The 26,939-nt window shown below is 42.0% G+C and carries 24 protein-coding genes; 5 read left to right on the forward strand and 19 right to left on the reverse strand.

Going from position 1 to position 26,939, the window contains the following annotated elements; translation table 11 throughout:
- Window positions 1-104: 104 nt before the first annotated feature.
- The 4 genes from DJ568_RS08475 to DJ568_RS08490 all read right to left on the reverse strand — a co-directional run bounded on the left by DJ568_RS08475 (window position 105) and on the right by DJ568_RS08490 (window position 6,835).
- Window positions 105-3,548 (reverse strand): efflux RND transporter permease subunit, encoded by a 3,444-nt coding sequence (locus DJ568_RS08475; protein ID WP_114004834.1) that lies wholly within the window; start codon window positions 3,546-3,548, stop codon window positions 105-107.
- Window positions 3,549-3,570: 22 nt separating this feature from the next.
- Entirely contained in the window at window positions 3,571-4,674 is a 1,104-nt protein-coding gene (locus DJ568_RS08480) for an efflux RND transporter periplasmic adaptor subunit (protein WP_114004835.1), read from the reverse strand.
- Between the two features lie 29 nt (window positions 4,675-4,703).
- Window positions 4,704-6,083: a TolC family protein gene (locus tag DJ568_RS08485; protein WP_114004836.1), complete on the reverse strand. Its 1,380-nt coding sequence runs from the start codon at window positions 6,081-6,083 to the stop codon at window positions 4,704-4,706.
- Between the two features lie 140 nt (window positions 6,084-6,223).
- On the reverse strand, window positions 6,224-6,835 hold the full coding sequence (locus tag DJ568_RS08490; protein WP_114004837.1) for a TetR/AcrR family transcriptional regulator: 612 nt from the start codon (window positions 6,833-6,835) through the stop codon (window positions 6,224-6,226).
- Window positions 6,836-7,042: 207 nt separating this feature from the next.
- Here DJ568_RS08490 and purB point away from each other — a divergent pair, with 207 nt between their 5' ends.
- Both purB and DJ568_RS08500 read left to right on the forward strand, forming a co-directional pair.
- Window positions 7,043-8,386, forward strand: a complete 1,344-nt coding sequence (gene purB, locus DJ568_RS08495) for an adenylosuccinate lyase (RefSeq protein ID WP_114004838.1) — start codon at window positions 7,043-7,045, stop codon at window positions 8,384-8,386.
- Between the two features lie 181 nt (window positions 8,387-8,567).
- On the forward strand, window positions 8,568-9,116 hold the full coding sequence (locus tag DJ568_RS08500) for a NifU family protein (protein WP_114004839.1): 549 nt from the start codon (window positions 8,568-8,570) through the stop codon (window positions 9,114-9,116).
- 188 nt (window positions 9,117-9,304) lie between these two features.
- Here the strand turns inward: DJ568_RS08500 and DJ568_RS08505 are convergent, their stop codons facing one another.
- From DJ568_RS08505 to ppk1, 8 genes are all read right to left on the reverse strand, one after another.
- Window positions 9,305-10,093, reverse strand: coding sequence for an inositol monophosphatase family protein (locus DJ568_RS08505; protein WP_114004840.1), 789 nt, complete (start codon window positions 10,091-10,093; stop codon window positions 9,305-9,307).
- On the reverse strand, window positions 10,090-10,539 hold the full coding sequence (locus DJ568_RS08510; protein WP_114004841.1) for a GtrA family protein: 450 nt from the start codon (window positions 10,537-10,539) through the stop codon (window positions 10,090-10,092). Before DJ568_RS08510 ends, DJ568_RS08505 begins: the two co-directional genes overlap by 4 nt.
- Complete coding sequence (locus DJ568_RS08515; RefSeq protein WP_114004842.1) at window positions 10,539-11,699, reverse strand: prolipoprotein diacylglyceryl transferase; 1,161 nt, start codon at window positions 11,697-11,699, stop codon at window positions 10,539-10,541. The genes DJ568_RS08510 and DJ568_RS08515 overlap by 1 nt, the downstream gene beginning before the upstream one ends.
- Before the next feature lie 30 nt (window positions 11,700-11,729).
- Window positions 11,730-13,049 carry a tRNA (N(6)-L-threonylcarbamoyladenosine(37)-C(2))-methylthiotransferase MtaB gene (gene mtaB / locus DJ568_RS08520; RefSeq protein WP_114004843.1) on the reverse strand — a complete coding sequence of 440 codons (1,320 nt, stop codon included), beginning with the start codon at window positions 13,047-13,049 and terminating at the stop codon, window positions 11,730-11,732.
- 339 nt (window positions 13,050-13,388) lie between these two features.
- Window positions 13,389-14,756, reverse strand: coding sequence for a hypothetical protein (locus DJ568_RS08525; protein ID WP_114004844.1), 1,368 nt, complete (start codon window positions 14,754-14,756; stop codon window positions 13,389-13,391).
- Window positions 14,757-14,958: 202 nt separating this feature from the next.
- On the reverse strand, window positions 14,959-15,519 hold the full coding sequence (locus DJ568_RS08530) for a UbiX family flavin prenyltransferase (RefSeq protein WP_114004845.1): 561 nt from the start codon (window positions 15,517-15,519) through the stop codon (window positions 14,959-14,961).
- Window positions 15,520-15,681: 162 nt separating this feature from the next.
- On the reverse strand, window positions 15,682-16,569 hold the full coding sequence (locus DJ568_RS08535; RefSeq protein ID WP_114004846.1) for a Ppx/GppA phosphatase family protein: 888 nt from the start codon (window positions 16,567-16,569) through the stop codon (window positions 15,682-15,684).
- Entirely contained in the window at window positions 16,566-18,614 is a 2,049-nt protein-coding gene (gene ppk1 / locus DJ568_RS08540; protein WP_114004847.1) for a polyphosphate kinase 1, read from the reverse strand. The genes DJ568_RS08535 and ppk1 overlap by 4 nt, the downstream gene beginning before the upstream one ends.
- A 146-nt stretch (window positions 18,615-18,760) precedes the next feature.
- On the opposite strand from ppk1, the gene DJ568_RS08545 reads away from it, so the two are divergent.
- A complete protein-coding gene (locus DJ568_RS08545) occupies window positions 18,761-19,252 on the forward strand; it encodes a YajQ family cyclic di-GMP-binding protein (protein ID WP_114004848.1) in 492 nt (163 codons plus the stop codon).
- A 53-nt stretch (window positions 19,253-19,305) separates the two neighbouring features.
- On the opposite strand, the gene DJ568_RS08550 is transcribed toward DJ568_RS08545, so the two are convergent.
- The 4 genes from DJ568_RS08550 to DJ568_RS08560 all read right to left on the reverse strand — a co-directional run bounded on the left by DJ568_RS08550 (window position 19,306) and on the right by DJ568_RS08560 (window position 22,132).
- Window positions 19,306-19,752, reverse strand: coding sequence for a hypothetical protein (locus DJ568_RS08550; protein WP_114004849.1), 447 nt, complete (start codon window positions 19,750-19,752; stop codon window positions 19,306-19,308).
- A gap of 167 nt (window positions 19,753-19,919) precedes the next feature.
- A complete protein-coding gene (locus DJ568_RS17195) occupies window positions 19,920-20,075 on the reverse strand; it encodes a hypothetical protein (RefSeq protein WP_158534899.1) in 156 nt (51 codons plus the stop codon).
- A 105-nt stretch (window positions 20,076-20,180) separates the two neighbouring features.
- Entirely contained in the window at window positions 20,181-21,437 is a 1,257-nt protein-coding gene (locus DJ568_RS08555; protein WP_114004850.1) for a hypothetical protein, read from the reverse strand.
- 254 nt (window positions 21,438-21,691) lie between these two features.
- A complete protein-coding gene (locus DJ568_RS08560) occupies window positions 21,692-22,132 on the reverse strand; it encodes an Hsp20/alpha crystallin family protein (RefSeq protein ID WP_114004851.1) in 441 nt (146 codons plus the stop codon).
- Between the two features lie 141 nt (window positions 22,133-22,273).
- Between DJ568_RS08560 and DJ568_RS08565 the strand changes: the two genes are divergently transcribed.
- The gene (locus DJ568_RS08565) at window positions 22,274-22,720 is read left to right on the forward strand and encodes an acyl-CoA thioesterase (protein WP_114004852.1); all 447 of its coding nucleotides are present in this window, start codon (window positions 22,274-22,276) and stop codon (window positions 22,718-22,720) included.
- Window positions 22,721-22,802: 82 nt separating this feature from the next.
- On the opposite strand, the gene DJ568_RS08570 is transcribed toward DJ568_RS08565, so the two are convergent.
- The 3 genes from DJ568_RS08570 to folB form a co-directional block, all read right to left on the reverse strand.
- Entirely contained in the window at window positions 22,803-23,747 is a 945-nt protein-coding gene (locus tag DJ568_RS08570) for a M28 family peptidase (protein ID WP_199560924.1), read from the reverse strand.
- A 177-nt stretch (window positions 23,748-23,924) separates the two neighbouring features.
- Window positions 23,925-25,325 (reverse strand): FAD-binding oxidoreductase, encoded by a 1,401-nt coding sequence (locus tag DJ568_RS08575; protein WP_114004854.1) that lies wholly within the window; start codon window positions 25,323-25,325, stop codon window positions 23,925-23,927.
- Window positions 25,322-25,681: a dihydroneopterin aldolase gene (gene folB / locus DJ568_RS08580; protein WP_114004855.1), complete on the reverse strand. Its 360-nt coding sequence runs from the start codon at window positions 25,679-25,681 to the stop codon at window positions 25,322-25,324. The genes DJ568_RS08575 and folB overlap by 4 nt, the downstream gene beginning before the upstream one ends.
- Window positions 25,682-25,751: 70 nt before the next feature.
- Between folB and DJ568_RS08585 the strand changes: the two genes are divergently transcribed.
- Window positions 25,752-26,933, forward strand: a complete 1,182-nt coding sequence (locus DJ568_RS08585) for an acyl-CoA dehydrogenase family protein (RefSeq protein ID WP_114004856.1) — start codon at window positions 25,752-25,754, stop codon at window positions 26,931-26,933.
- Window positions 26,934-26,939 lie beyond the last annotated feature (6 nt).

A 26,939-nucleotide genomic window follows, 5' to 3' on the forward strand; every position in this document is an offset into this window, starting at 1 on the left:
GATCTAGTTTACATTGGCCGACTAATATAACTAAAAACAAATACCTGAAACAGCAACGGCCCCGTAACCGGGGCCGTTGCTGAACTGTTAATTTTAAGAAAAAATTATTCTGCTGCCTTATGATTTAATAAGGCCAGTTCTTCTTTTGATATAGGTGCGTCTTCGTCATGTTTACGACCAGCCAGCCTGTCTTTTAAACGGGTACGCAGCAAATACATACATGGCACCAATATCAATGTGATTATGGTAGCGAAAGCTAAACCAAAAATCATCGTCCATGACAATGGCCCCCAGAAGGCTACGTTATCGCCACCAAAGTGTATGTGTGGCTCGAATGAAGTAAATAATCCTACAAAGTCAATATTAAAACCTACCGCCAGTGGCAATAAGCCCATTATAGCTGCAAAGGCGGTTAATATAACCGGTGTCATACGTGTACGTCCGGCTTCCACAACGGCATCGTGCAGGCTCATGCCCTGCTCCAGCAGCAAATCGGTAAACTCAACCAGCAATATACCATTACGCACCACCACACCGGCAAGGGCGATAATACCCACACCGGTCATTACAATGGTGATGGTCATGCCGAAGATGCTTACCCCCAGGAATACACCGATGATACTGAAGAATATCTCGCTGATGATAATTAGCGTTTTACCAAATGAGTTAAACTGCATCATCAGTATAACTAATATAAGCATAAACGAAATAACCAAGGCCGACAGAAGGAACGTTGCGGCTTCAACCTGATCTTCCTGACCACCGCCCTGGCGTATAGTAACACCATCGGGTGCTTTAAAGTCTCTTATTGCCTGCATTATTTGCATATTAACCTCATTAGCATTAAAGCCTTGTACCACGTTTGAACCAAGTGTAACCACCCTGCGCTGCTGCTTGTGCTTTATATTGCTATACGTGTTTTTATACTCAATAGTAGTGAAAGCCGAGATGGGTACCTGGCGGACCTGGCCACCCATGGCCATGTCGCGATAGGTTATCCTTAAGTTTCGGATTGCGTCGATATCATGGCGCTGCTCCTCAAGGGCTTTCACCTTAATTTCGTAATTATCCTCTGTAGTATTACGGAAATCGGCCGCCTTGGCACCATATATAGTAGCACCCAAAGCCTGCGTTATCTGGGCCGAGCTGATACCTTCGCGATTGGCGCGTTCACGGTCAACCGTAAATACAACCTGTGGCTTATTAGCCTGCACATCCGGCTGTAATTCCTCAATACCGCCAATATTTTGCTTTATCAGGAAGTTTTTAAGCTTGACGGCCGCTTTGGTAAGCGTATCAAGGTTGCTGCCTGCTATCTCTATGCTTATATCCTTTTGCGTTGGCGGGCCTCCGCTTTCCTGTGCCACGCTTATTTGCGCACCGGGTACCACCCCTTTAACAGACTCACGTACTTTTGCAAGTATCTCTTTAGTATCAATACCCTCACGTTTGGCAAATTCAACAAAGGCTACTGTTATTTTGCCTTTGTTAGGATATTCACCCTGGTCTTCGTCCGTCGGGTCAGTTACTCCTACGGTTACGTTTGATATAATTGATTTAACAACGTCTTTATAAGGCGTTACGGTAGCAGCAACGCGCTGCTCCAGTTTTTTGGTCACCTCATCGGTATATGCCTGATCGGTTCCTGTAGGCAGTGTTATGTATACATAGGCAAAGTTAGGATCTGCCTGAGGGAAAAATTCCACTTTTGGTGACCTGATAGCAGTAAACACCAGACTCAGAAAAAACAGCACAATTACACCACCTAGTACCCACCACGGACTGCGCACAGCCTTTTCCAGTATTCGGGCATACCAGTTTTGGAAACGTGGCCAGGCACCATTCTGGAAGCTGTCTATCCACTTTACAAACACAAAGTGGTTAAGCATGTAAAGTACCCACGCAAATACAACAAAGTTGCCAACACCAACATTTATAAGGTAGCCGATAATGGCTATAATCGCCATTACTATGCTAACCTTTTTAACGGTTTTATCAAACGTCGGTTTATTATGCTCGCCCTCAAGGTGCGGCTTCATAAAGTCAACCGCGAATACCGGGTTAATAATGTAAGCCACCAGTAACGATGCCAGCAAAGTGATGATAAGCGTTATAGGCAGGAAGAACATAAAGTGACCAATCAAACTGTTCCAGAATGCCAGCGGGATAAAAGGTGCAAGCGTAGTCATGGTGCCAGAAAATACCGGTAGGAACACCTCACCTGCAGCCATTTTTGCGGCTTTGGCAATGGGTACTTTACCGTTATCAAAAATACGGTGCGTGTTTTCAATAACCACAATGGCATCATCCACCACAATACCCAGCGCCAGCAGGAACGAGAACAGCACAATCATGTTCAGCGTAAAGCCTATTGCCGGCATAACCAGGAATGCGATGAAGCATGATAACGGAACGGATAACGCCACAAATATGGCGTTAGTAGTGCCCATAAAAAACATCAATATGATGGTTACCAGTATAAAGCCGATAATGATGGTGTTCACCAGCTCATTAACCGTACTGCGGGTCTTTTCGCTTTGGTCGCCTGTAACTGTTATATCCAGTCCTTTCGGAAACTCTGTTTCCTTTTTGTTCTTAACCAGCTCGTTTATTTTATCTGATGCCTCAATGAGGTTTTCGCCTGCACGTTTGCTTACATTCAGCGTAATTACGTTTTTAAACACCTTCTGATCATTGGTTTTTAAACGGGCATAGCTTTCCTGGTCGGCAAAACCATCGCGAACTTCGGCAATATCGCGCAGGTAAACAGCCTGGCCGGTAGGGTTGCGTATAACCATGGCGGCAACCTCCTCGGCATTTTTAAAATCCTGCCTGATGTCGATACTACGACGCACTCCATCCATTTTTATGGTACCGGCAGAAGCAATGATATTTTCACCACCCACAGCCTGAATAATATCACCATACCCAATTTGCGCCGCTGTCATTTTGTTGATATCAACATTTATCTCAATCTCCGGCTTAAGAGCGCCGACCATATCAACTTTAGATATCTCTTTCATGCTCTCAACTTCATCTTTCAGGTTGTCGGCATACTCCTTAAGCTTCTTTAAGTCGTAATTACCTGAAAGGTTTATGTAGAGGATAGGGAGATCGGCAACGTTAATGTCTGAAATGGAAGATTCTTTCAGGTTGTCGTCGCCTTGGGGCAGGTCTGGTTCAGCCTTATCTACAGCCTCTTTAACATCTTGTTTGGCATCGCGTATATTAATGTTGGCGTTAAACTCGACAGTAATAACCGACACGTTTGGCAAAGAGTTAGAAGTAACTTTTTTTAACCCTTTTAGCGACTTCAATTTTTTTTCTATCTGCCGGGTAACCAGCAGTTCAATATTCTCTGGCGATTGCCCCAGGTACATGGTTTGTACAAACACTTTGGACTGGGCAATATCCGGGAAATTTTCTTTCGGCAGGTTAATATAGCTTATTAACCCCAGCACCGTTATAATAATGGTAAGGGCATATACTGCCGTTTTGTTATCTATGGCCCAACTGGAGGGCTTAAATTCTTTTTCAACATCTTTCATAAACACATCAGTTTAATTGTGATTAATTAATGCCTTGCATTACTTTTACCTTATCGCCGTCTTCAAGATCGGTTGCACCTTCAACAATAACCTGTTGTCCGGCACTAAGACCCGAAACTACTTCCACACGGCCATTTGATATGTTCCCGGTTTTTATTACTACCTGTTTTGCAATACCGTTTGCGTTCACAAAAATATAATCGCCGGTCTCCGATTTTTGAACGGCCTTGATTGGTATGGCAAGCGCATTAGTTTTGGTGTAATCCGCAATTTTCAGCACAGCTGTCATGTTAGGCCGAAAGCTGTTGCGCGATGGCAACTTTACCTCTACAGGAAAACTACGGGATGCTGCATCAATAGCTTTACCGGCGAAGCTAACTTTAGTAACCACTGAATCGCCAACGTCAGGCACTACTACCTTTACGCTGTTGCCGGTAGCTACGCTGGCCGCATATGACTCCGGCACATTGGCTTTTACTTTCAATATAGCATCATTAACTACGTGCACCCCTGTTTGACCCGGACTTGCAGCCTGGCCAAGTTTTAGGTCCATTTGGTCGACTGTACCGTTAATTGGTGATATAATGCGAAACTGGTTTGATTGCTGACGTAATGCAGATAATGATTTCTCTGCACTTTGCAAATTTGTTTGAGCTTGTAAAAATTGCACTTCGGTACCAATTTTCTGATCCCAAAGATTTTTTTGCCTGTTATACAGCTGGCGCATTAATGCTACCTGTGATTCGGCCTGGGCTATTTGCTGGCGCAATACGCTGTTATCCAGCTGCACCAATGTTTGGCCTTTGCTAACACGCTGGCCGGTTTTAACGTAAATGTTGGTGATAACACCCGGTGCTTGCGGATAGGCAATAACGTTATCCTGGGCATCTATGCGGCCCTGAATTTCAACGTAATTACTGAACTTGCCCGGCTCTACAGCATATACTGTTACATCCATTACCTGGGCAGAATCCGTCGGCCCTATCTCGGCCTGTAGTTTTGCAATTTTGTCGCTAAGTTCACCCTGCTGCTTTTTTAAATCTGCCAACTGGGCTTTTTTATCTTTTGGTTCGCTTGAGCAAGCTGCTAAAAACAGCATTGCCGCTATGTATACTAAATTTTTCATTTTAATTGTATGTTGTGATTGTGATATTGTTAATTGATGCGTCCGTAAGCCTTGTCAAGATCAACCTTGCTCACCAATACATTGTAAAGCGCCTCGATGTACTGATTGTCAGCCTGCTCCAATGCGGTTTGTGCCTGCGATACTTCTATACTTGAACCTACACCCTGCTGGTATTTGATCCGAGATACCCGTAATACTTCCTGCGCCAGCTTTTGATTATTTTTTTGGTTATTGAGTGAATGAAGATTGTTAAGATATGTTGTGTATGCTGACCTTGCCTGTAACTTTATCCCGTTTGCCGCGTTATGCAAATTGTTCTTTGCCTTCTCAACATTAATCCTTAGTTGTTTTAACTGATTGATACGCTGTCCGCCACTGAAAATAGGAATATTCACATTGAAGCCAACGTAACTGAAAGTATAAAATCTGTCAAACAAAAATTTCCATTGATTTTCTTGAAATTGACCAGTGTAACCACCATTAGCAACTATTGTGGGCAAAAATTCAGCCTTTTTAGCTTTTGCGTCCAGTTGATTAAGTTGAACGTTGTTTTCAAGTAATCTATACTCTATTCTATTACGGTAGAAGGCTGTATCAACACTATTTTCAGCCACCTGCTTATTTATGTCAATGTCTTCAAGTTTATTAATAAGAATCAACTCGTCTTCAAGTGGCATACCCATTTGAAATTTGAGCATCTGATTGCCCAGCGCCAACGCCCGAACAGTGTTTTCACGAGTTGTTACGAGGTTATTATATTGTACTGATAATCGGTCAACATCGATTTTTTCTACAAAACCCTGCTTGTTTGAGGCTGTGGTTTCGTCAAGTTGTTGCTTAAGCTGCCTGATGTTTGCATCAAGCAATTTGATTTGTTCATCGCTAACCAATACTTGGTAATAAGCCTTAGTAACTGCGGCATTGGTTTCAATTTTTGTACGAATCAAACTTCGCTGTGATAGTTCCTTAAATACTTTTACAGCTTGCAGCCCTACTATAAACGTGCCGCTAAACAACAACTGGGTTCCCTGTATTGTATAATTATTTGTGTACTTGATCGGGCCAAATGGAAATTGCACTAGACGTGCATTCAAATCAGGCACCTGTCCCGGTTGCAAATTAAAAACGTTTGGTCCAATTGTAACCGGCGACTTTAGATAATCATTAAAGGTTATTGAGCCGTTTATCTGAGGTAACCCGGTAGCAATTGTTTCCTTTACTTTGTATTCTGCACTTTTAACATCCAATTGAGCATTTTTAACCGAATCTTGATTTTCATAAGCATAGTTTATAGCATCCTGTAAACTAAACTTGTATAAGCGCGGCCCGGGAGGAGGGCTTTGCTGTGCCACACTGTCGAGCGCGAATAGACCGGCTAACAGTGAAAAAATTATTTTTTTTGTATTCATTTATTAAAGTGATTGTGAGGGTTAATATTCTATTGTTTAAAGATGACTGGGGTAATTATTTCTTTTATTTCCATTGGTTGATTGTTTTAACTACAAAATAACTGGGTGTGTTGACAGCCTTGTGTCAGCAGGTATATTTATTATTTATCAAGGGTACTTCTATATTCGTCAAGTAATTTATATCCTTTGAGCGTACAAACGCCGAAACAGAAATGCTCTAAGAACTGGAACTGAACCTTCCAGGTGTTAAATTCGGTTACAGGGAATATCCGGGTGTTAAAACCCATTTCAACCTGGCTTACCCGCATACGTGCGATGATACTTACATCAAGTTCATGGCGTATATAGCCTTGCTCCTTACCCTTGATCAATAGTTCTTCTAATATTTTCACAAGGAAGTCTGCTTTGAAATTTTGAAACATTCCCCAGGCTTCGGGATGATATTTTTGCATATCGTGTATTACTATCGGGTTAATACGGGAAAAAATCTCTTCAGAGCATTTCATCATGTTAATCATTTCCTCAATAACATTGCCCGATTGTGCCACGATACCACAAATACGGTCTTCATCTTCCTGAAGCTTTCGTTTAACCAGTCCGCTTACCAATTCATTTTTGTCCTTAAAAAACTGGTAAATGGTTTTTTTTGACATACCCAGGTGTCTGGCGATGTCATCCATGGTAACGCTTTTTATACCTGCTGTCAAAAAAAGTTCTTCGGCACCTGCGATTATCCTGTCTGTCTGTTCCATATTTCGACACAAAACTAAGGAAACATTTTATGATTTTAAAGTTTCCTTTGTTGTTTACGTTGTTATGACATTTACGCTTATTACCGATACCGATGATATAAATTTTTGTCGTACGTAATAGTAATTCACTAATTCATGGATGGTTCATTCGTCAATCACTCAATCGCTCATCAAACAAATAACTATCTTTGCGAAAAAATAATACTCATGCAGCTAAACGCTTTAACAGCTATATCTCCTATCGATGGACGTTACCGCAATACTACCGCTAACCTTGCCGCTTACTTTTCAGAATATGCCCTGATAAAATATCGTGTGTATGTAGAGATAGAATATTTTATTGCCTTATATGAGCACCCGCTGCCACAACTTCAGGATTTTGATAGATCCTTGTCAGAAAAGTTACGTGACATTTACAAACATTTTAGCGAAGCCGATGCGGAAAGCATTAAACAGATAGAGAAGACCACCAACCACGATGTTAAGGCCGTGGAGTATTTTATAAAAGAGCAGTTTGACAAGCTGGGTATCCAGCAATACAAGGAATTTATCCATTTCGGCCTTACCTCGCAGGATATTAATAATACCGCTATACCCTACTCATTTAAGCTTGCGCTTACCGAAAGTTACTACCCTGCTATTGCAGAGCTGGTGAACACCTTAAAGGGTTATGCTGCTGATTGGAAAGATATACCCATGCTGGCACATACACACGGGCAACCCGCATCGCCAAGCCGTTTAGGTAAAGAGATTGAGGTGTTTATTGAGCGTATAGAAAAGCAGCTGGAGCAATTACAGCGAATACCATTTTCGGCTAAATTTGGAGGCGCTACGGGTAATTTTAACGCGCATAAAATTGCTTACCCGGCAATAGACTGGAAAACCTTTGGCAACCATTTTGTAAATAACGTACTGGGTCTTAGCCGCTCGCAGTTCACCACGCAGATAGAGCATTACGATAACTTTGCTGCTCAATGCGACGCGCTTAAACGCATTAACAACATACTGATTGACCTTGACCGCGATATGTGGACTTACATCAGCATGAATTATTTTAAGCAAAAAATAAAAGCCGGCGAAGTAGGTTCATCAGCGATGCCGCATAAAGTAAACCCTATTGATTTTGAGAACTCGGAAGGGAACCTGGGAATTGCTAATGCATTATTTGAACACCTGGCCGCCAAGTTGCCTATATCCCGCCTGCAGCGCGATTTAACTGACAGTACCGTTCTGCGTAACATAGGCGTGCCCGTAGCACACACGCTAATCGCTATTAAATCAACTATACGAGGACTTAACAAGCTGTTGTTAAATGAGGCTGCCCTCAATGCCGACCTGGAAGCTAACTGGGCAGTAGTGGCTGAAGCTATACAAACCATATTACGCCGTGAGGCTTATCCAAATCCATACGAGGCTTTAAAGGAACTTACGCGTACTAATTCAGCGATAAATGCTGCCTCTATTGCCGAGTTTGTGGACGGCTTGGATGTGAGCGATGCTATTAAAGAGGAATTAAAGAAAATTACGCCCCAGAATTATACAGGGGTATAAAATCCAGTTGCCTAACGTCAAGTTATTTTGGGCAACCAAGCGGAAAATGGTAACTGTATTTGAGATCATAAGTCGCGATCTAGTCAACCTACCGTTGTCACCCACAGGTCATAACTAATTCAGGACATACAACAAAGCGAAAAAGCTGCTTAAATTTGCTTTTTATAAATAAGGACCAGACATGAACATCAACGTATATACTGAAGCTACCCCAAACCCGGCGACCATGAAGTTCATTGTGAACAAGTTGCTGATAAATGGCAGTGTTGATTACCCTACCAGAGAAAGCGCAGAAACATCAGCCTTTGCTAAAGAACTGTATAAATTCTCATTTGTAAATGGAGTATTTTTTGCCAGTAACTTTGTTACCGTTACCAAAACCGAGGGTGCCGACTGGGCGGATATTGAGCCGATACTGAAAGAATTTGTTAAAGGCGCGGTGGAATCAGAACTTACAGTGCAAGCGAAAGAACAGGAGGATGTTAATTTTGAGGGTACCGATACTGAAGTAAAGATACAGCAAATATTGAACGACTACGTACGCCCTGCGGTTGAACAGGACGGCGGCGCTATCGCTTTTAAATCTTTTGATGAAGGTGTAGTTACCGTTGAGCTTCGCGGTTCATGCAGTGGCTGCCCTTCATCAACAATTACTTTGAAAGCCGGTATTGAGAATTTACTGAAACGCATGGTGCCTGAGGTTACCGAGGTAGTGTCGGAAGCATTGTAATTATTTGCACATCGCATAATAGTAAAGAGAAAGCCCGGCAAGCCGGGCTTTCTCTTTACTATTTAACGTTATTACGAGCGGTAGCGTGGCAATCCCGCAAGCGACGTAATCGCTCGAATGTTCGCAATGCATGGTTTAGAGATTGCTTCATTCCTGGCGATGACGCGAGGGGTTCCAATCAATTTTTTTTAAAAGTACTTCTGTATCACTCCTAACAGCTCCCCTGTTATTTTCCCGTTACTGGCTACAAGTTCGCGTGAGTCAATGCATTCATCACCGCCTTTAAAGTTTAAACACTCCCCTCCGGCTTGCCGGACTATTACTATACCTGCGGCTACGTCCCACGCGTTAAGGTTATACTCATAAAACGCGTCAAATCGGCCGCAAGCTGTATAAGCCAAGTCAACTGCGGCTGACCCTAAACGGCGCACGCCATGGCAATTCTTCATCAGGTCGGCAAATAGTTTCAGGTAGGCGTCCTGTTTCCCTAAATCATCATATGGGAATCCGGTAACCAGTAAGCTCTTATCAAGGGTAGATGTGCTACTTACCTTGATTTCGGCATCATTTAAATAAGCAGGTGCTCCTTTCCATGCATAAAAGCATTCGTCCATGTTTATTTCGTAAATAACGCCGGCTATCAGTTCGTCGTTATTTTTAAGAGCAATACTTATAGAGAACAGCGGCATGCCGTGTATAAAATTGGTTGTACCGTCCAATGGATCGATTATCCAGTTGTAATCCCTACCTACGCGTGTACTTGTTTTTTCCTCGGTGATAAAACCGGCTTCAGGCAGTATTTTTTCTAATCCGGCTACCAGCTTTTCTTCAGCAGTTTTATCTACGTATGATACCAGATCATTAAGCCCCTTGTATTCTATCTTATCGGTACTAAATGTCTTTCTTTCCTGCCGGATGAAATCACCCACCTCGCGCGACAGTTCAACTGTACGACGCACTACTTCTTCTAAATTCATTTCTTTTTACTTGACAAACCGAATGTAAACACCTTATGTATAAAATAGCTTGCAAAGAACAAACTTAATGCCGTTAATATGCGCGCCAGCGGAGCGTAAACATTAAGCGGCTTTACAAAAAGATCCATAATGAGCATGCTGGCAAACAACCCGACAACCGCTATGCTGGCAAAACGCAAAAACTGTGTGCGCGGCGATAGCTTCGACTCACTAAATACAATATAACGTGTAATTAAAAAATTGACGATAACACCTAAGGAAAACGATACAGTAAGTGAAAGTGTATGGTTGCCTACATTAATCCCTATAATAGGGTACTGCCGTTTAGTGAAAATATAATTAAAGCATACATAAAATGAAGATACATCTACAAAAAAGCCTGCCCCGGCAGACAGCAGGAACCTGAATATCCGGCTTTGCATTAAGGTATGCCAGGTGTTCATCATCACTTTTGAGCAATCGTGGCTGTTTTTCGGGTGCCTCTAACAATCAACACTGCACCGGCCAAAACCAGTACGAGGGATATTAACTCGGCTTGTGTAAACATTATTCCAGCTACATGATATTTGGTATTTACCCTTATTAGCTCAATAAAAAAGCGCTCTATTCCGTTTAACACCAGGTAAATACCAAAAAATACACCCGGTACATGTATACGATGACGAAGAGTCCACAAAAACCAAAACAGCAATAGGCATACTACGGCCTCATAAAATGATGTTGGATATACCGGGTAACGTAATTCATAACAAAATTTACCTATACACCCGGGTATAGGCGTATCAACCATATTTACATTATGCGGAAATTTAAATGCCCACATCCAATCAGGCGCCCAGCTTAGCCAGGCCGGTTTTGGCGAAGTATTGATAATACCCCAATCGCCGTCGCCGGATAGCTGGCATCCGATGCGCCCAATGGCGTAGGACAACATCATGCCCGGACCCCCGATATCAAGCATGGTTAACGGCTTAATACCATGTTTGCCGGCTATATATAATACCGCCGCGCCACCGCAAATTAAGCCGCCATAAAAAGTAAGCCCGCTAAAACCAATAAGCATGCCTACGGGATCAGCCATAAAATCGCCCCAGTTTTCCAACGCGTTGAACAGCTTTGCCCCGGCAAACCCTGCCACCGCCGCCCACAGCAATATAGTGCCCATCAATTCGTGCGGGTGCACTGTAACGCGTTTGGTAATAGGCTCTGCAAGCAGTTGTTTTTTGTTTTCGGCCCAGGCCCAGTAAACAAATATACCGGCCATAATAATACCGCCCAAAATATTGCCGCGGGATGAAAGAATAAATTCCTGGGTATCATTAACCAGTTGCGGGTAGTTTATAATGGCATCCAGTAGTTTGTATCCTACTAAAAAACCAAAAACACCATTGCCCAAATATTCGCCAATTGATAATGGTTGCCCTATAGTAACCGTTTTTTCAAAAGGGTGTACCTGGCCCAATCTTTCTTTACGCTTAAACTCCTGTACAAATGCCCAATATGCCGCCATAAACGCAAGCGCCACGAAAAAACCAAAAGTTTGTATAGGCAAAGGGATGTCTAAACCGGTGAAATACTTTATCAGATCGGATATACCAGGAAACATAGGCAATAAGTTTGGGGGCGAATATAGCCTTTAATGAACAAATATTTCTTCGGCCTCTGTAACTTCTACATCACCATCCGGTGAAATATTTGTTAACTGCACCTGTTTAAGCTCGTTAACCAATACAGGGTCATACTTCGCTTTCACCTTGACATAATTACGTGTAAAGCCATGCATATACCCGTCCTTTATGTCACCCTCAAATAACACTTCAGCTGTGTTACCCAACTGGGACTGATAAAAAGCGCGCCGCTTTTTATCGCTTAAAATATGCAGCATTTTGCTCCTGTCGGCACGGGTTGAACCTGGTACGGCACCGGGCATTTCAGCAGCAGGCGTGTTTTCACGCTCCGAATAGGTAAATACGTGTAGGTATGAGATATCCAGTTCGTGCAAAAAGTTGTAAGTATCTATAAAATCTTCGCGCGTTTCGCCGGGGAAGCCGACGATCACATCAACGCCTATACAGCAATCGGGCATTATCGCTTTAATCTTTGCAACCCTGTCAGCGTACAACGCCCGCTTGTAGCGCCGACGCATCAGGCCTAAAATTTTATCAGAGCCCGACTGCAGCGGTATGTGAAAATGCGGCACAAACCTTTTTGACGTGGCTACAAACTGTATGATCTCATCCGTAAGTAAATTGGGCTCGATAGACGATATCCGTATTCTTTCAATACCCTCTACCTCGTCCAACGCTTTTACCAAATCAAAAAACCTATCCTCGCGCTGCCCGTTACGGATCCCAAAATCGCCCAGGTTTACGCCCGTCAATACGATTTCTTTAACGCCGGATGCAGCAATCTGCTGCGCCTGCTGCAATACATTTGCAATAGTATCACTGCGGCTTGCGCCACGGGCCAGTGGTATGGTACAAAAGGTGCATGAGTAATCGCAACCATCCTGAACTTTTAGAAAGGTGCGGGTACGATCGCCAATAGAGTATGACGGTACAAAGGTATTCACCTCGGTAATGGGTTGATTATAAACCACAGCCTTTGGCCTTTTAGTCAGGTCGGTAATATGATCTACTAACTGAAATTTCTCGGCAGCACCCAAAACCATATCAACCCCAGGTATCTCAGCAATCTCTTTGGGCTTTAGCTGGGCATAGCAGCCAACAATAGTAATGTAAGCATCAGGCGAAACCTTCAAGGCCTCCTTCACTATCTTGCGGCATTTCTTGTCGGCATTTTCAGTAACCGAACAAGTGTTTATAACATATACATCAGGCCTATCGGTAAAATCAACCGTGCTATAACCAGCCTGCGTAAACATGCGGCCTATGCCTGATGTTTCCGAGTAGTTAAGCTTACAGCCCAAGGTATAAAACGCTACTTTCCTGTTCATTTGAAGCTGCAAAGATAGGGATTTTGGTTGAATTGTTGATTGGTGTTGAATGAATGGTTGATGAAGTTAATTAGGTAAGTAGTTGTTTTCCTACTGTAATTTCTAACGAAGAGAAATATTATACGCCAGACAAATCAAAATGTATGTTGTATAGAATCTCACTCTTTACCCAATAGCAGTCTGGGAAAGATGACAAATAGGAATTGTGTAAAGCAAGTGCAGTGGCATCTGTTCACGTTTATCCCCGCTTTCTGCTCATACTGCACAGGCATTAGCCACTGGCCGGTATACGCGTCAACCAGGTTCATATTGCAGGGCTATTATCTGTTTACAGCAAACCTACTTACACTGCGATAATTTATTAACAAATACGTTCACCGGATAATCAGGCGTTACTTTTTTCACGCCGTTTGTCGGGTCGAAATCTGTTTCGCTGGTAAAAAATCCGGCATGGTATATATTGCCATTTTCATCTACGTTAATAGCTTCACCGGCTTGTGCATTTAAAATAGAAGAAATATTGTAAATGCCTCCGGCGGCTACAAAAGCCCCGGCAACAGAGTATTTATCCATAAATATCTGCGGCTGCGAAGAAAGTGTCATGTCTTTTAACCTAAACCCTCCGTTCCCATTATCAAAATCAGGGTTACCTGTGTAAGTACCTGTAAAATACACATTGCCATTACGGTCGATAGCCATATCATTTCTTTCTATATATTGCTCTTCAGCTGGCAGTTCTTTACGCCATACAACGCTTCCGGTAGCATCATCAATCTTAAGTAATACCTCGTGATAACTTGTTGAGAACAGCTTTATATGGACGTATATATCGCCCATAGCACCTTTTTCTGTCATCATTTTCCGGTAGCTGCTGGTTGTAAAACCATCAGGTATCAGTTTAAACCAAACCTGCTCGGCATTGCTGTTAAACTTTGCCACAACAATGCCGCCTTTATTGCTGATAAGTGACTGCCCAATTATTATAAATCCGCCATCGGCAGTAAGGTGTAATGAATTTAATTTTTCGAGGCCCTTAAGCGCGGTTTTCAGGAACAGTTTATTTATTGGCCTTGAGCCGGAAGGGCTCCATTTTTGAAAGATAAAACCACTGCCCGGCAAATCCGTATCAGGCTGTCCGTGTGTACCTATTGAGTAGCCTGCATCGTAATTGCCTATCATAAATTGGTTACCGGCGTTATCAACTTTCATATCCACATACGTATTGCCTTTCCGGTTTAATACAATCGCAATTTCGTCATGCCGTACAATAGCGCCTTCACTGTTCAGCACAGCGCAATAAGTGCTGTTAAATAAGTGAGGATAATCAGGCCGCATATAATCGATAGTTTTAAAAACAGCATATATTTTGCCGTCATCGGCAATGCCCATGTTTATAATAGGTTCAACACCTCCTATTTTCTTCGTCCATTGAAGTACGCCAGCAGCATTATATTTTGTAATACTATTTTCGGGACCGTAGGCGGCAATATATACATTGCCGGCTTTATCAAACTGTATGCCGGTTGCCTTGTTGCCATTTAGCTGTACGGTTCCTTTATACGCTACGCAACCGCTAGCAAATAGATTCTTTTTCCCCTGTAATGCTTCTTGCATACCTTTAGGCCCAGTAAGTACTTCAGTTTTTTTACATGATGTTACCGCAAGCACCGCAATAGCTAATAAGCTGTAGTTTTTGATAAATTTCATATATGCGATAAGGTTTATATAGTATGCATTATTGTAAAATCTTATTAATCAATGCTTTGGCAAGATATAAAAAATAACATAACTTCAATCAGGTTGAATATGATTAAACGTACTCATTTCGGTTACGGCAATAAGTGTCAATTTAAATTGCTCACCCAGGTAAGCAATGGTAGCAAACAAGTGCAAGATATTGCTTACTCAATCAACTATACCACCGGTAACTATCATTCTCCAGCCCTATCAAATCTATTACCCGGTTAACCACTGTCATAGCTACATCCTCAATGGTTTTGGGCTGACTGTAAAACGAAGGTATAGCCGGGCAAATAATGCCGCCGGCAAGGGTCACCGCTTCCATATTACGGATATGTACTAGGCTAAAAGGCGTGTCGCGCGCCACCAGGATAAGTTTCCGGCGTTCTTTAAGTATTACGTCTGCCGCGCGCGCAATCAAATCGTCAGATGTACCCGAAGCTATACGACCGAGTGTACCCATAGAGCATGGCACTATCAACATGGTATCAAACTTTGCCGAACCCGAAGCAAATGGCGCGTTAAAATCTGTTTTACTGTAAAATTTAAAGGGATAGCCGCGATAATCTTCGTTACCAAGCTCAATTTTCCAAACCTCTTTGGCATTGTCAGACATTACTACCGCTACTTCAGCTATTTGCTTGTTTAGCTGATGCAATTTATCAAGTAATAGTTTGGCGTAAATGGCACCGCTTGCACCGGTAAGGGCAACAACTATCTTTTTTTTCATAGTACAATGATAACAAAACAGCGGGGATAAAGTTGCTGCACAAAAAAGGGTCGAATATGACTACCCGACCCTACATCTACCTATGAAAAACATGCCCTATGAAAGGGCATTACAAAGATAATAACACTTTTACGATAATTTAATAATTTATTCAAAAATAATTTACGTACGCACAGCGTAATTCTTTTCGATAAGTGTTTGTATAATCCCATCTACCATACCCACGCTGGGCACATAAATATTTTTAATGCCCGCTGTCTTCATAACCGTCATATATATTTCGCAGGCAGGGATGATAACGTCTGCCCTATCCTGGTTTAAGCCTAACACATTTATGCGGTCTTTTAACGAAAACGACTCCAGATATTGATACATGCTTTTTAGCTTGGTAAACGGGAGTGGCAGCTTATCCTTCTGATCGCTTAGCTTGTATATTTTATTGATGTTCCCCCCCGTGCCTATACCAGCGATATCTTTAAATCCTTTGGTATGCTTGCGAATGAACTCGCGCATTTCGTCCCAGGTTTCTTCTTTATCCTGGTTGTCCAATATGCGTATAGTACCCAGGTTAAACGAGCGGGAAGCTATTAGTTCACCTGCCGAAAACAAAGACAACTCGGTACTACCCCCCCCCACGTCTATATACAAGTAATTTTTGCTTTTGTCGATATTTTGCTCGGCATGGCTGGCATAGATAATTTTTGCTTCCTTTTGGCCATGCACAATCTCAAGGTCAATGTCTGCCTCGTCTTTTATCCTCTTTACTACATCGGCACCATTTTTTGCTTCGCGCATAGCGGATGTAGCGCAAGCCATATAGTCGCCTACTTTATAAACATCTATCAGGTGCCTGAAGGCCTGCATAGATTTCACGAGGTCGGCTGCTTTTTTTTCAGATATCTGCTGATTTAAAAAAGCGTCGTCTCCCAGCCGTAGCGGCACGCGTATGAGGGTATTTTTTTTAAAAGATACTTCAGCATCATTCTCAATAATGTCTGCTATCAGTAATCTTACAGCGTTTGATCCTATGTCTATTGCGGCGTATCTCACAGGGTTTTATTTTTTAGGTAATTGTAAATTTCTATTTGCGCCCGGTGCGGAATGTCTGACCGGGTTTTATGGTACTTATTGGAGTTGGCAGCGTTTATTTCCCGCGCCTTGGTATTATCAGCCAGTTGTATATCAATAATATCCCGTATCTCTTCTTTCAGCCGCTCGTCATACACCGGGAAACCCACCTCCACGCGGTTATCAATATTACGGCTCATAAAGTCTGCTGAAGTAAGGTAGATGAGTTCTTTGCCGCCATTACAGTAAATATGCACCCGGGCATGTTCCAGATATTTATCTACAATGCTTATTATACGTATGTTTTCGCTGTACCCTTTTATCCCCGGCACCAGGCAGCACATACCCCTTACAATCATCTGTATTTTTACGCCAGCGTTGCTCGCCTGGTAAAGCTTTGATATCATTTGCTCGTCAGCAAGGCTATTCATCTTCAAAATCATGTACGCCGGCTTGCCTGCTTTTGCATTTTTAACCTCATTATCTATAAACTTATAAATGGCCGGACGCGAGTCTATCGGTGAAACAATAAGGTGCTTAAGTCCTTTAGGCAACGCACCTTTATTTAATGCCTTAAACACATTTACCAGTTCAGCGGTAAGTCGTTTGTCTGCTGTAAACAAAGTATGATCTGCATATATCTGTGCGGTTTTTTCGTTATAGTTGCCTGTAGAAAGGCAGGCATAATGTACCATTTTACCCTTCTCAGTTCGTGTTACCAAACATATTTTTGAGTGTACTTTGTAGCCCGGTATGCCATAAACTACTTTTACCCCCTCCTCTTCAAGCCTGCTGCTCCACTGTATGTTGTTTTGCTCGTCAAAACGGGCACGCAGTTCTACCAGGCAATGTACTTTTTTGCCATTTTTTGCTGCGTTAATAAGCGCGTGCACAACCCGTGAATTTTCAGCTAAACGATAAACCGCTATGCTGATCTCTTTAACCTTCGGATCAATAGCCGCCTCGCGTAAAAAGTGAATAACGTAATCAAATGATTGATAAGGTGTACTTATTAAATAATCTTTCTTCGCGATCATTCCCATCAAACTTTTTCCAAACGATAAGTCACTTACCGGCAATTGCGGGTACCTGGTGTACTCAAGTTCTGGCTGGCCAACATTGGGGAATGCTATAAAATCTTTAAAATTATGATAACGGTTGCCAGGTATCAGGCTCTCACCCTGCAAACCCATTTTTTTTAACAAATGCTGCATCATGTCATTGGGCATTGCCGTGTCGTAAAGCAAACGCATGGGCTTACCTCTACGCCGCTTTTGCAAGCTTTTAGATAATGCCTCTATAAACTTATCGCTTACTTCTTTATCAAGGTCCAGCTCAGCGTCACGGGTGAGCTGTATTGAATACGCTTCGATGGTATCATGATCAAAGATGAAAAATATGTCTTCCAGGTTATACCTTATGATGTCGTCCAGCAGGATGATAAACTTAAGATTATTAGTTTCGGGCAATACTAAAAACCTTGAGAGATTATCAGGAAATTCTATTAAAGCATAACGCGATTTTTTATTTTTAGTGAGCTTCACAAAAAAATAAATGGTACGATCGCGCAGCTCTGGCAATGGTTCGCCGTCATGCAACATTACCGGCACTAAGGTAGCAAGTAGTTTTTCGCGAAAATAATTCTTCACAAAAGTGCCGCGGGCAACGTTCAATTGCTTTTCGTCCAACAAAAATATTTTCTCTTCGGCAAGCTGCTTTACTATAATGTTCTCATAAAGGTTATTGAACTTGCGCTCCTGCTTTACTACAATATTCTTTATCTGGTTCAGTATTTTTTTAGGGTTATACCCAAGTATCTGTTTGGATTTTTCGTTAAGGTTAGTAAGCCTGTTCAGGGTGGCTACCCTAACCCGGTAAAACTCATCAAGATTAGATGAAAATATGGCTAAAAACCTTATCCTGTCAATTAAGGGAACACCCGGGTCGGCAGCTTCCTGCAACACCCTGTCATTAAAGTATAGCCAGCTTATCTCCCTGTTAATTAAAGGTATCTGTTTATTATCCATAAATACTCCAACCAGACTACAGCCGGGTGTTGACAAATTTGCTATTTATTTGTTAATTTAATATTAACGCAATATTAGCTTCGTTATTTATTAACGTTTGAATGTAGCTATTATAACGTAGCTTTGATGTAATTAAAACCAATACTATGCCATCATTTGATATTGTAAGCAAGATAGACGGCCAGACACTGGATAACGCTATTAACAACGCAAAAAAGGAAATACTTAACCGTTATGATTTTAACGATTCAAAAAGCACTGTAGAACTTGATAAAAAAACGAATGTAATTACGATTGTTACGGAGAATGACATGCGTTTAAAAGCGATAGGTGATTCCATTATTACCCGTATGATGAAGCAGGGACTTGACCCGAAAGCACTTGACTTTGGCGATGAGCATTACGCGTCAGGCAATATGATACGCAAGGAGATAAAAATTAAGGAAGGTCTGGATAAAGAAGCCTCAAAAAAAGTAGTTAAGAAAATTAAAGACAGCGGCCTTAAAGTACAAGCCAGTATTATGGACGACCAGGTGCGTGTGCAAGCCAAAAAGATTGATGATTTGCAGGCAGTAATAAGTCTTTGCCGTGGAGAGGACTTTGGGCAGCCGCTGCAGTATATTAATATGCGGAATTAATATCAGCAAGAATAACGGCAGCGGATTTGCTGCTGTTATTCCTGTTATATATATTATTGATATTGATAAAAAGTATAATCTACATATATAGGATCGCCATTGTAAGAAGACACTGACAAATCGACATCATCAATAACTGGTGCCGCGCCGTACGGTCCATATCCGAATGTTAACGTACCATAGCTTGTACCTTGATATATAGTCATTGGAAATGTTGCCGGGAACCCACCTACTGAAACAGTGACATCCATATCAAAATCCGCTGGCATTGTCAACCTGCTACTAAAGCTATTTGTTCCTGTTAAAGTTACCCACGCATATCCTGTATATCCAGGCGTCGTTGTCTGGTATGCAAAGTGTACTGTATAACTAGTAGTCAACGAATAATACTTTAAGTTCGAAAATGACTTAGCTTGTGGCAAAAACGGATTTTTTGCAAATGCTGAAGTAGCAAGCATAACAAGCAATACTATTCCAATTAACTTTTTTACTGTTTTCATAATGTTTGAGATTAGGATTTATTTTTGGTTAATAATTATCCTAAAATTAATTACAATTAACTAGATGTCAAAGAGTAAGCTGAATTAAATATTTTTATTTTGCTGACTATACTATATTTTGATTTTTGCAAGAAAGCCGGGGGCAGTACCTCCCGGCTCAATAACAACTACCAGGTAGGCTGTATGGAACTTAAGCTGGCATCAATGCTGCTAAAAGGTACATCAACAAACTTAGGGCGATAATTGTCGGCCGGCCATTGCGTCGTACCCTCATCATTACAAGTACTTGGCGGGCACCATGAGTCATTTACGTATTGTTTCAACAACCTACAGTTGTTGACATAAATAATTGTATATATGTATGTACATTTAGTGCACTTTGCCAAAAAAAACCGGGTATCTTACCCGGCCTTTTTTGTGTAATTCTGTTACCAGGTTTGCTGCACAGTGCTTAAAGTACCATCAATGTCAGCGACCGGAACGTTGATGAATTTTGGACGATAACCAGAAGCCAGACGTTGTTCAGTACCAGTATTACATGCAATAGTTGAGCACCATGAATCATTAACATTATATGATATGATGAGGCTATTACCCCCCACAGTTAATTGCGGATGTACCTGCGCATCATAGGTCATCACGTTTGCATCAGGTATGGTGTACAATGTTTTACGGGCCGGAGAATTTGTAAATGGTCCCCATGGGTTAGCTTTTGGTGCATAGGCGTATATTTTACGACCTGCGGAGCCGGTGCCGCAATCCAACACCGGTTTTGCCGACTGGATCAAAACATATTTGTTACTTACTTTAACAACGCTTAGGTGGTTGCTGATATCAGATAAAGCAGGAGCAATATTTAATGGAGTAGTTGATGTGGTTGACCAGGTTGGCACCCCACTGCTGTTAACAGCGGTGAGAAAACTCCAGGTGCTTCCGTTGCCAATATTGGCTTTAGTGGTTTTTGCAAGATATATGCTGGTACCCTGGGTGCCATAAATGTAAACGTCGCTGCCTGAAACAATGGTCCATGCGCCCCACAAACAAGTTTGAGCGCCATTTACATTACGTATAGTAATAGGCTGGCAAACAATATCTGAGGTAGTCCCGGTTGTATTACTAAATGAGCCTAAATAAATTTTAGAGATCACCATACTGCCGTCATATTTGCCCATCAGCACCTTGATGTTAGTACCATCCTGAAAGCCATGATGCGGCCACAGCCTGTAGCCAGTGCCTGTTGTCCAGTAGGCCAGCCCGTCTTCAAACTTTAACGGCGAAGCTGCATAGCCGCCTGATCCACCCCAGTTACCCTCAATAGACTCCCAGGCGGAAGTGCTGTGGGTAAAACGACGGATGTTGTTTACTGCCTGGAACATGCAATTACGGGTAGCTGTTGCAGGGTTAGTGCCTGTAATGCCGCCGATATGGCTATCGCCATGGAAGAAGAACGATTTGGTAAGTACGCCACTGGATACGTACGGAATTGAGATTGTGGCATCGCCCGCAGTCCAGTCCCAGGCCCCGCTGGGCGCAAAGTAATTAGTCCACGTTGGGTTTGTAGTTGTTGCGTTAACTTCAAGGCCACGTCCCGATAATGAGTTTTCATTTTTTTTTAACTCATTTTTTTGACAAGAGGTGAAAGCCAGCGCTACGCCAATGCCCGAAAGAATCAGGTTCTTTTTCATAATTAAGATTGGTTTTAGTAAATGTATTTGTTTATAAATGGTAAATCTAATTTATATTGTTTATATGTATATACATAATAATTGATTCATTTTATTTCTAAACACTTGACTTACAGGCCAATATTTTGTAATATATGTACAAACATACATTATAATCAAAGTTTTTCATGCCACTTATAATGAAAAAGGCCATACTCCCCGGGGGGAGTATGGCCTTTTATCAAACCAACTTATTATGAAAACAAACCTTATAATTACTTAATAGCTATCTCTCTTGATTGAATTTTAGCTTCCTCTTTTTTAGGCACAGTTAACTTAAGTATGCCATCAGTATAGTCGGCCTCAATTTTACCATGGTCGACAGTTTCGGGCAAGGTGAAAGAGCGTACAAATGAATTATAGCTGTATTCGCGCTTGCTGTATTTCTTAGTATCTTCTGCGTTATCGGTTTTCTTATCGGCCGATATGCTTAATACGTTTTTGTCGAGATTGATCTTAAAATCTTCCTTTTTTAAGCCGGGTACAGCCAACTCAATATGAAACTCACTATCGTTTTCAGAAATATTTACGACAGGTACGCGGGTTGCCAGTTTATCGCTTACAAACTGATCATGTAATATCGAGTCAAATACATCGTTAAAAAATGGGTTAACGGCAAAGCTTTTTTTCGGGTTGTTAAATTTTACTAAAGTCATTTTTTATGTCCTCCTAAAGTTTTTAAATCTTTTTATTTTACCTTCGCTAACGTTTATCAACTGCTATACCAAGCACGTTTTTTAAGCAATACCCTGACCTTTTGTCGCGCATAAAAATATTTAACCGACTTTTTGACATCAATGGCTGAAAATCTTTCATATTATAAATATAAAACAGATATACCTATCCGTTTTTCGGATATGGATGCTTACGGGCATGTAAATAATGCAGTATATCTTACCTATTTTGAAATTGCCCGCTCCAACTATTGGCGCGATGCTATAGGCTGGGATTTAACCAAGACGGGTGTTATACTCGGCAGATCAGAGATTCAATATTTAAAGCCTTTAACGATCAATGATAAAATATCATGTTATGTACGTACTACGCGCATAGGCAATAGCAGCTTTGATGTAATGCACGTATTGGTTAAGCATACACCCAATGGCGACGAGGTTTGCACCACCGGCAAAACCGTTTGTATCAGTTATGATTACGCCGCAAATAAATCAATTCCTATACCGCGCGAAGAACGGCAGAAGATGATAGAGTATGATGAGCCGCCGTTGATATTGAATACGAATTAACGGCTCACTGACTTAAAAAGAGGAAATCGTGCGGCGCTTGGCGCTAAGTACTGCGGTCAGTGGCCGGGAATGCTTTATATCTTTATTTTAAAGTTATAAGCGCCTTCAGCACTCCGTCAATTACTTTACCCATGCGAAAAATATCGAGCGTTTCCAGAGTGTCTGTTACCTCATGATAGTTTTTGTTTCGGTAAAAGGATGTATCAGTGATCATTAACGCACTAAAGCCGAACTTCCAGTAATTTAAATGATCGGAAAAATCAATACCCGGCAACATTTCCGGCCCTGTAAACTTCTTTGTTTTAATGGCTGCCGATTTAAATTGCTTGCAAAACTCCTTTGCAAATTTGCCTGAGCCGAATTTTCTTACCAGTGTAATATAATCACCTTTGTTACCGTAAAACCATGAGAGCATGCCTAATGGGTAATCCTGTGATTTTTTTTCGTCTTTAAAATAACCTATCATCTCCAGCGATACCATCCCATAAACATCTATTTTATTTTCAGCCAAATATTTCGCATGCACATAACTACCCATGTACTCTGTACGAAAATAAGGCGGTTCTTCTAAGGTATACGCCACTAGGTCAATACGATAATTTAGTTGTTTACCTTTTAACAGCCGCGCCAATTCAAGCAAGCCAACCACCCCGCTTGCGTTGTCATCTGCGCCTTCCTGGTTACCGCAAACATCATAATGCGCACCTATAACTACCCTCTTTTTGTTTTCAACACCGAACGAACATATTACATTTTTATAAATGTGCTCACCAATCTTATACTTCTGCACAGTAACATCTTCGGCATAAGAGCTAAACACTTTTTTAATATAATCGGCGGTTTTATTAAGCTGATCGATATTAGCGTGCGTACGGTAATCTTTTGTCTTGGTAATGGATGTTAAGTGCTGTTTGATTATAGCTGTATCGGCAAGTGACGTTGCAAAACCAGGCAAGGCAAGAAATACAAGCATGCATGCGAACATGTGCTTTAATGGTGCGATCACTTTCGCGCATGAGGTTCTCATTTTATTGATATTGAAGATACTTTGATTGTTTACAAAGTCTGAGACTAAAATAAGATATCACCGCCTTTTGATGCCTTGGTTTTTATTGTATTTAACATTCTTACAATGATTCAATTTAAAATCTCCGGCATCTGTATCCATTCATTAACAAATCCGCACATCTTCTAAGTTGCACGTCTAAAATATCTTCCCCGGATTCAAAATCCCGTTAGGGTCAAAAGCCTTTTTTATTCCCTGCCACAACTCAAAATGCACTGGCCGGTATTTCACCGGCATAAATTCCTTTTGCACTAATCCAATGCCATGCTCGCCGGATATGGTGCCGCCTAAAGCTACAGTGAGTTTAAATATCTCGGTTATGCCGTCATCTAACTTATGTTCCCAATCGTGGTCGCTCATGCCGGCCTTTATAATGTTAACATGCATATTACCGTCACCCGCATGGCCAAAGCAGATTGAGTCGAACCCGTATTTATGCCCGATGTGTTTAACACCCTTAAGCAACTGTGGCAAAAGTGCCCTGGGCACAACAGTATCTTCTTTTTTATAGACAGGATTTCCTGCTTTAATGGCCGGGTTTATACTTCGGCGTATGCGCCACAAACCTTCCTTTTGAGCTGCCGTATCAGCAAACAAAACATCGGTGCAATTGAAGCTCTCTAAAACGTTGTTTATCTTATCCGCATCCTTTAGTATTACATCCATGTCGGCCCCATCAACTTCTATCAGTAAAAACGCCTGTGCGGCATCATGCAAAGTAAAACTAACAGAACTGTATTGAAGCACAAGTTCAACTGCCGGCCGCTCAATAAATTCAAGGGCGGATGGGGTAACACCCGCTCTGAATATGGCTGATACCGCTGCGCATGCATCCTCGCTGCAAGTGAATGACGCCCACATTAATACATTGAATGCAGGCAAGGGTATTAATCGTAACACTGCTTTAGTAATAATACCTAAGGTTCCCTCCGCCCCTATCATCAATTGTGTTAAATTATAGCCCGACGAATATTTTAGCGTGTTTGCGCCGGTCCAAATAATTTTGCCGGACGGCAAAACCATTTCCAGGTTCAGCACATATTCGCGTATGCCACCGTACTTCACTACCCTTGGCCCTCCCGAGCAATGTGCTATATTCCCACCTATCATACTGCTTCCCTTACTCGATGGATCTATCGGGTAGTATAAACCTTTATCGGCACAAGCATCTATTAGCACTTGTGTGATTACGCCCGCTTCAACTGTAGCCTGAAGATTGGCCGTATCTATATCTACTATTTTATTAAAACGCTCCATCGACAGCAGCAGGCCGCCCATTACCGGCAGCGCGCCGCCGCTTAACCCTGTGCCGCCGCCCCGAGGCGTAATGGGTATCAGATGCCTGTTACAAAGCTTTAACAATTCGGCTATTTCTACGGCAGCGCAGGGTTTAACCACTACTTCAGGATAAAATACTAAACCGGACGTTTCATCCCTGCTGTACCTTTCAATCTCCGGCTTTCCTGTTAACACAAACTCGTCACCGATAATATGCCGGATACTATCCAGTATCTGATCTGTTATTATGTTAAAGCTCATTCTTTATAGTAATTAACCACAATGCCCGAATTTTTAACATTCCCTTTCATTGGTGGAAACATCTTTTTTAAGGTAAGTTGTACATGGGTTATATAGGGGTAATCGTTTTTTATCCTATCTACAATCGCATATGCTACGGTTTCGATAAGCTTCCGAGGGGTTTTCATTTCCTCACAACAAATATTAAACAGGCGTTCGTAGTTTATTGTCCCGTTCAGGTCGTCATGCGCTGCTGTATTATCCCGGGTAAAGCTGACAGCCAAATCAATAACAAAGGTGCAACCCAAAAGCTGCTCTTCGGGGTAGTAACCATGGTGGGCGAAAAACTCAGCCCCTTGCAATAGTACTGTTGTCATCCTTCAAAAGTAAACAAGATAAATAAATCCGGTAGCTTTGACTAAATTTACGAACCAAATTTGTGAACCGATGGCTAAATCTGACCTTTTTGAATCGCCTGATTACTATTTGCTCGACGAGTTATTAACCGACGAGCATAAATTAATACGCCAAACAGTTAGGAAATGGGTGAAAAAGGAGGTTAGCCCTATTATTGAGGCACATGCCCAAAAAGCGAGGTTCCCTAAACAGTTGTTAAAGGGGTTGGCCGAAATAGGCGCCTATGGCCCCACCATACCCGCCGAATATGGCGGAGCTGGGTTAGACTACATGGCCTATGGCATTATTATGCAGGAAATTGAACGCGGGGATTCGGGTATACGCTCCACCGCATCTGTACAAGGTTCATTGGTAATGTACCCTATCTATGCATATGGCTCTGAAGAACAAAAAAGAAAGTATCTGCCCAAATTGGCTTCTGGCGAAATAATCGGCTGTTTTGGACTTACGGAGCCCGACCATGGTTCTGACCCCGGCAGTATGACCACTAATTTTAAGGATGCCGGTGACCATTATATTTTAAACGGTGCTAAAATGTGGATATCGAATGCCCCTTTTGCAGACATAGCAATTGTTTGGGCTAAAGATGAAAACGGAAAGATACGTGGGTTGATAGCGGAGCGCGGTATGGAAGGTTTTTCTACCCCTGAAACACATGGCAAATGGTCTTTACGCGCTTCGGCTACGGGTGAACTGGTATTTGATAATGTTAAAATACCCAAAGAGAATATTTTACCAAACATAGCAGGTATAAAAGGTCCGCTGGGCTGTCTTAACCAGGCGCGCTATGGTATAGCGTGGGGGGCTTTAGGCGCGGCGATGGACTGTTACGATACCGCTTTAAGATATGCCAAAGAGCGCAAGCAATTTGGGAAACCTATAGCTGCTTTTCAATTACAGCAAAAAAAACTTGCCGAAATGATAACCAGTATAACTAAGGCCCAACTACTGGTTTGGCGCCTGGGGACACTCAAAAATGAGGATAGGGCCACACCCGCACAAATATCAATGGCTAAGCGAAATAGTGTTGAAACGGCCATAACCATTGCCCGGGAAGCGCGGCAGATATTGGGTGGCATGGGTATAACAGGCGATTACCCTATTATGAGGCATATGATGAATCTTGAGTCGGTAATTACCTATGAAGGAACGCATGATATACACTTACTTATAACCGGCCTTGACATTACAGGGCAGGAAGCATTCAAATAACGCTTT

This window comes from Mucilaginibacter hurinus (genome assembly GCF_003324525.1).
In the GTDB taxonomy this organism is placed as follows: Bacteria; Bacteroidota; Bacteroidia; order Sphingobacteriales; family Sphingobacteriaceae; genus Mucilaginibacter; species Mucilaginibacter hurinus.